The organism is Streptococcus sp. A11 (assembly GCF_043674225.1).
Lineage (GTDB): Bacteria > Bacillota > Bacilli > Lactobacillales > Streptococcaceae > Streptococcus > Streptococcus suis_V.
Window position 1 is genome coordinate 95,058 of record NZ_JBIMJS010000006.1, and the last position, 6,822, is coordinate 101,879.

At 41.4% G+C, this 6,822-nt stretch carries 3 protein-coding genes and 1 pseudogene; all 4 read right to left on the minus strand.

The window, feature by feature from the left end; all coding sequences use genetic code 11:
- Window positions 1–4 precede the first annotated feature (4 nt).
- Window positions 5–1,576, minus strand: a complete 1,572-nt coding sequence (gene asp1 / locus ACHBIF_RS05180) for an accessory Sec system protein Asp1 (protein ID WP_394719114.1) — start codon at window positions 1,574–1,576, stop codon at window positions 5–7.
- A 10-nt stretch (window positions 1,577–1,586) separates the two neighbouring features.
- Window positions 1,587–2,840: an accessory Sec system protein translocase subunit SecY2 gene (secY2, locus tag ACHBIF_RS05185; RefSeq protein WP_394719116.1), complete on the minus strand. Its 1,254-nt coding sequence runs from the start codon at window positions 2,838–2,840 to the stop codon at window positions 1,587–1,589.
- Between the two features lie 571 nt (window positions 2,841–3,411).
- Window positions 3,412–3,741: an LPXTG cell wall anchor domain-containing protein gene (locus tag ACHBIF_RS05190; RefSeq protein WP_394719120.1), complete on the minus strand. Its 330-nt coding sequence runs from the start codon at window positions 3,739–3,741 to the stop codon at window positions 3,412–3,414.
- A 1,530-nt stretch (window positions 3,742–5,271) separates the two neighbouring features.
- Window positions 5,272–6,807: pseudogene (locus tag ACHBIF_RS05195) on the minus strand (DUF445 family protein); the annotation flags it as partial.
- Between the last annotated feature and the right edge of the window lie 15 nt (window positions 6,808–6,822).

A 6,822-nucleotide genomic window follows, 5' to 3' on the forward strand; every position in this document is an offset into this window, starting at 1 on the left:
TCTGTTAGCCTTTATTTTCTAATAATTCTTTCCACTGATCAATAATGCGACCGCTAGTGTAATCCCCCATTTTTTGAACAGTTGAAACAAGGGACCTATTCCAGTTTGTCAGACCATCAAAGTAATAAGCGACTGCTTCTGTCAGGTCTTTAATTCCCGTCACAATCCAACCATTTTCCCCATGCGTTACATACTCTGAAACTTGGCGATTGATTTGTGGAATTCCAGCGCTAATACTAGCAATCTGAGTATAAAGATGCGGAACCTGTCCCAAATCCAATACCAATCTGGTCGTATCTAGTTGGCGAATAATCTGATTTTCATTGGTAAAGGTATGGAAGCGAATGCTGGACAAGGTCATCTCTTGATCCTCTTCCAATTGGTTTTCACCAGCCTCTTCCGATACTTCCATGAACCGTTCAAGTGTGTATTTTTCCTGTAGAAGAGCAATCAATTCACTTTCCAAAGCCTTCATATTGCGTGCACGTTCATAGCTGACAATGTCCAATTCAATCAAGGGATTTTCTTCCATTAACTGCAATAAAACATGCAGAGTTTGTAAATAGTCTTCACGGCTTGCACCGTCTATCTGCCAGTAAATAATTAATTCCTTGACCGTCTGACTGCGTCCTAAACGCAAACGCGTATCAAACGGCGTCACCTTGCTTACATGGTGAGCAGGGGTTCCCAGCTGGGCCAAACTGTACTCAAGGGCCAGCTTGTTTTTCTCCGAATCCACTACCAGGACATCACCTTCCTGAGCCAAACGCTTTAAGTCACTGCCCTCTTGGAGACTGTAACGTTCTCCACTAAAGGACAACACTTTTTTCTGTTGTTCAAAAGCATCTAACAAGAGGCGATTGTGTTGCTCATGGACTGCCATAACCAAGTAGTCATGTTCTGTCATACGCAGACGTTTGAAGAAGAATAATTTCTCTAACATCAAATCATCCCAACTCTCATAAGCCAGCTGGAAGAATTCCTGATCTGCCCGTGGGTTGACGGTAATGAGATTGGAAGCTTCTGCCAAGTGCTCACGAACCTGCCAGACCCCTTTTTCATTCAGATAGTCCTGATGACTAGGCTGACCATCTGAAAAATAAAGGATACTCGATAAAAATCCACGATCATCAAACAGGTAATGGTAGGTGACTTCATTCTCCTTAAAGTATTCCACTTTCAAGAGATTGCCGTTTTCAGCAAAATGCACTTCCGCAATCCGTTCATCCCCAATTTTTACCAACAAGGCAAAGGGAGTATAGACAAAACGTGCTCCCTGTGGCCAAGTCAAATCCGTTACCTGGAGCACCTTGGTATTTTTGCTTTGGATATTTTGAATCTCGTCAAAGAAGGACCAGTATGGGGTTGAAAGAATATCTTGACGGTGCAAAAAATAGCGCAAATGGGGTTGGTACCCCAACAAGAGCATCATCGTTTCTTCACCCGCAGCCTGGAAGGTCTTCAATTGATTCACGGCATCGTCAAAGGTCATATTTTCAATGACGCGAAACCATAATGGGGCTTCCATATACCACTTACGATTTCCTTGATACCAGGATGGGACAAAATAAAACATAGTAACTCCTTTAAATAATCTCGTCGTATTCTCTCCATGAACGAAGAATACGAACCTGTTCCACTATGCCCAACAAAAGGGTAGTGACAATATAAATATTGTTGATCAACAGTGCGATACTGATTTGTCCTTGTTGGCTCCACACCAGGAGCAAAGGCACACCTCCCATCAAGCAGGTATAGATCGCACCAACCAAGGTTAAACGATTTAGATAGAAGGAAATGTACTTCCGAGTTGCCTCTCCTGGACGAACATTCTCGATATAGTCCCCGCTTTTCTGCATGTTTTCCGCGACTTCTGTCGGATCCAGATTGAAGTAGGCAAAACCAATGGCTAAGATGAAGAGCAAGAAGATATACACAAGAATTCCGAGTAATTCTGAAATACTTATCTTCCCAACCAGCTCCTGCAATATAGAATTTTCCGGAAAGACCTGCAACAGAGCTGAAATCAGAATTGGTGGCAAGGACATCAGCGTCATCGCATACATGAAGGGCATCCCTCCAGCCGGCGTCACCCGAATCGGGATATAGGTGGATTCGGCAAATGCACTGATAATCATAATCCGTCGAATCGGAATCCGGTACTCTGCTCTATAGATGACGACTGTAATCCAAATCAAGGCAGAAGCGATTAGTGCAATCACCGTAATCGTCAACAAAAATTCGAGGCCTCCCAATCGATTTTCTGAAAAATACCGGATGATATTGATGATAAAGGTTAAAATCATGTTGGAGACAATAATAACCGATGGGCCTCCTAAGCCCTTACGGCCATTCACATTTGCCAACCACATGAGGACAAAACTACCGGCAATCATCACTACCATTGTAATTCCCCTTAAGATTGGGAGTGAATAGTCACCAAACTGACTAAACTGATAGTAATCTGATAGGGAACTAACCCCAATGGACTGAATCAAGGCTACAATAAACATCAATAACATGCGGTAGCGATGGCTTTGTTGAGCAGTTAAACCTTTAATAGTCTTAAAGAGTGTCAAAAAACGCCACAAGATCATCCCTGTCATCCACGGACTCAGCCCGAGAGAAAATAGATTCAAGGTCGAAAACTGACCACCTGTTACCATGGCCAAGTTCTCCAAGGCACTATCTAATTTATATGCACCCGCTTCAATGCCTGCAGCAGGAAGGGTTGCGATTGGGATATATTTCCCCAACATATAGACAAATACGATGCCCACCATCCAGGTCAGACGGTTAGCTAGAGTAGAAGAACGATAGTTTCTCCATATATTTTTCATAATATAAACTTCCTATTCCTTATCATATCTAGGGATAAGATATTATCCCCACATATGATAAATCGAAGTTGCCCTCGTTAAAGGGCAGCTTCGATTCAACTAGTATGACTTGTTCATTCTTATTCGCTATTTCAAGAAAAGTGTTAAAAAATCATTTTTTAACTGCGTTTTTGCTCATGTCTTACTAGTTTTAAATATGTCTAAAAGAGTCTCCCAATTTTAGCACTATTGCTAGGCTAAGTCAATAAAAAGACTGTGAAAACACTAAGTTTTTTCAATGAATACATTTTCAATTTTCCTACGGAAAATATAGCTAGTTGGCACTTATTTTTCCTTTTTTGAGGCTACTTTTTCTAGTCTACTATTTTAAGGTTAAATGAATCTAAAAAATCTTATGCGCCAGCTTTTTCCATACAAACTGCTAACAGTTCCCTTACTTATCTATTAGTGTACTGTTTCTTTGTCTATTATTCAACTGATTATCGGTTTTTTCCATATTTAAATCAGAACTTGATACAAAGAAAGTAGCTGACATTTGCTAGCTACTTTTCTTTTTGCCTTCTAGCTTTGATTACTTTGCTTCTTCTTCGTCTTTTTTCCGACGTTTGTACAAACCACCAAACAAGAGGCCTGCTCCAAGCAATCCTGCCCAAGATGACGACTCCTCACCTGTACTTGGCAATACTGCAGACTTACGAGGAAGTTGTGAATCCTGTGAAGGAGTTGATTCTGATACAGACTCAGAAATGGACTCAGAGATGGACTCAGAAACTGATTCTGAAACAGATTCTGAAATCGATTCAGACACTGATTCTGAAATGGACTCAGAGATTGATAGTGACTGGCTAACAGATTCAGAAATCGATTCAATATTCATTGGTGGAAGCGGTGGGTTAACCAATCCAGGACCGTGTGAATGAATCTCTACACTAGATTCTGATACTGACTCAGAGATGGACTCAGAGACGGATTCTGAGATGGATTCAGAAACTGATTCAGAGATAGATTCTGATACTGACTCGGAGACGGATTCTGAAATCGATTCGCTGATTGATTCTGATACTGACTCAGACACTGATTCTGATACTGACTCAGAGATGGACTCAGACACTGATTCAGAGACTGATTCTGAGATGGACTCAGACACTGATTCAGAGACTGATTCTGAGATGGACTCAGACACTGATTCTGATACTGACTCAGAGACTGACTCAGAAATTGACTCCGATACCGATTCTGAAATAGATTCTGATACGGATTCAGAGATTGACTCGCTGACTGACTCAGAGACGGATTCAGATATTGATTCTGATACTGACTCAGATACGGATTCGCTTACTGACTCAGAAACGGATTCTGATACTGACTCAGAAATTGATTCAGAAACTGATTCTGATACTGACTCAGACACTGATTCTGATACGGATTCAGATACTGACTCAGAGACGGATTCTGAAACTGACTCTGATACTGATTCTGAAGTTGATTCGCTTACTGACTCTGAAATTGACTCCGATACCGATTCTGAAATAGATTCTGATACTGATTCAGAGATTGACTCGCTGACTGACTCAGAGACGGATTCAGATATTGATTCTGATACTGACTCAGATACGGATTCGCTTACAGACTCAGAGATGGATTCTGATACTGATTCAGATACGGATTCGCTTACTGACTCTGAGATGGACTCTGATACCGATTCAGAAATTGATTCTGAGATGGACTCAGACACTGATTCTGATACGGATTCGCTTACTGACTCTGAGATTGACTCAGACACTGATTCTGATACTGACTCAGACACTGATTCTGAGATGGACTCACTTACAGACTCAGAGACTGATTCTGATACTGACTCAGAGATTGACTCAGACACTGATTCTGATACGGATTCGCTTACTGATTCTGAAATGGACTCTGATACTGATTCAGAGATGGATTCAGAAACTGACTCTGAAATGGACTCTGATACTGACTCAGAGACTGATTCTGAGACTGATTCTGAAATGGACTCAGAAATTGACTCAGAGACTGATTCAGAAATTGACTCTGAGACTGATTCTGAGATGGATTCTGAAACTGATTCACTTACTGACTCTGAAATTGACTCAGAGATGGACTCAGATACCGATTCAGAGATGGATTCAGAGATGGATTCAGATACGGACTCTGAAACTGATTCAGAGATGGATTCTGAGACTGATTCTGAAATGGACTCTGATACTGACTCTGAAATTGACTCTGAAACGGATTCTGAAACTGATTCTGAAATGGACTCAGAAATTGACTCAGAGACTGACTCAGAGACTGACTCAGAGACTGACTCAGAGACTGATTCTGATACGGATTCGCTTACTGACTCTGAGACTGATTCAGAGATGGATTCTGATACTGATTCTGAAACTGACTCTGAAATTGATTCGGAGACTGATTCAGAGATGGATTCAGACACTGACTCAGATACGGATTCGCTTACTGACTCAGATACGGATTCACTTACTGACTCTGAAATTGACTCAGAGATGGACTCAGATACCGATTCAGAAATTGATTCGGAGATGGACTCAGACACTGATTCTGATACTGACTCAGAGACTGACTCAGAAATTGACTCCGATACCGATTCTGAAATAGATTCTGATACGGATTCAGAGATTGACTCGCTGACTGACTCAGAGACGGATTCAGATATTGATTCTGATACTGACTCAGATACGGATTCGCTTACTGACTCAGAAACGGATTCTGATACTGACTCTGAAATTGATTCAGAAACTGATTCTGATACTGACTCAGACACTGATTCTGATACGGATTCAGATACTGACTCAGAGACGGATTCGCTTACTGACTCAGAGATGGACTCTGATACCGATTCAGAAATTGATTCAGAAATTGATTCTGATACTGACTCAGAGACGGATTCTGAAACTGACTCTGATACTGATTCTGAAGTTGATTCGCTTACTGACTCTGAAATTGACTCCGATACCGATTCTGAAATAGATTCTGATACTGATTCAGAGATTGACTCGCTGACTGACTCAGAGACGGATTCAGATATTGATTCTGATACTGACTCAGATACGGATTCGCTTACAGACTCAGAGATGGATTCTGATACTGATTCAGATACGGATTCGCTTACTGACTCTGAGATGGACTCTGATACCGATTCAGAAATTGATTCTGAGATGGACTCAGACACTGATTCTGATACTGACTCAGAGACTGACTCAGACACTGATTCTGAGATGGACTCGCTGACTGACTCAGATACGGATTCGCTTACTGATTCTGAGATTGACTCACTTACAGACTCAGACACTGATTCTGATACTGACTCTGATGCCGATTCAGAAATTGATTCAGAGATTGACTCAGAGACTGATTCTGATACTGATTCGCTTACTGACTCAGATACTGATTCAGAAATTGACTCTGATACTGACTCTGAGATGGACTCAGACACTGATTCTGAAATTGACTCTGATACTGACTCTGAGATGGACTCAGATACGGATTCTGAGATGGACTCAGACACTGATTCTGAGATGGACTCACTTACAGACTCAGAGATGGATTCCGAGACTGATTCAGAGACTGATTCAGAGACTGATTCTGATACAGATTCGCTTACTGACTCAGAGATTGACTCTGATACCGATTCAGACACTGATTCTGATACTGACTCAGACACTGATTCTGAGACTGATTCTGAGACTGATTCTGAGATGGACTCAGACACTGATTCTGAGATTGACTCACTTACAGACTCAGAGATGGATTCTGATACTGATTCAGATACGGATTCGCTTACTGACTCTGAGATGGACTCTGATACCGATTCAGAAATTGATTCTGAGATGGACTCAGACACTGATTCTGATACTGACTCAGAGACTGACTCAGAAATTGACTCCGATACCGATTCTGAAATAGATTCTGATACTGATTCAGAGATTGACTCGCTGACTGA

Coding starts and splice junctions, on each gene's coding strand:
- asp1 (WP_394719114.1), bottom strand. CDS start 1,576: ATGTTTTATTTTGTCCCATCCTGGTATCAAGGAAATCGTAAGTGGTAT.
- secY2 (WP_394719116.1), bottom strand. CDS start 2,840: ATGAAAAATATATGGAGAAACTATCGTTCTTCTACTCTAGCTAACCGT.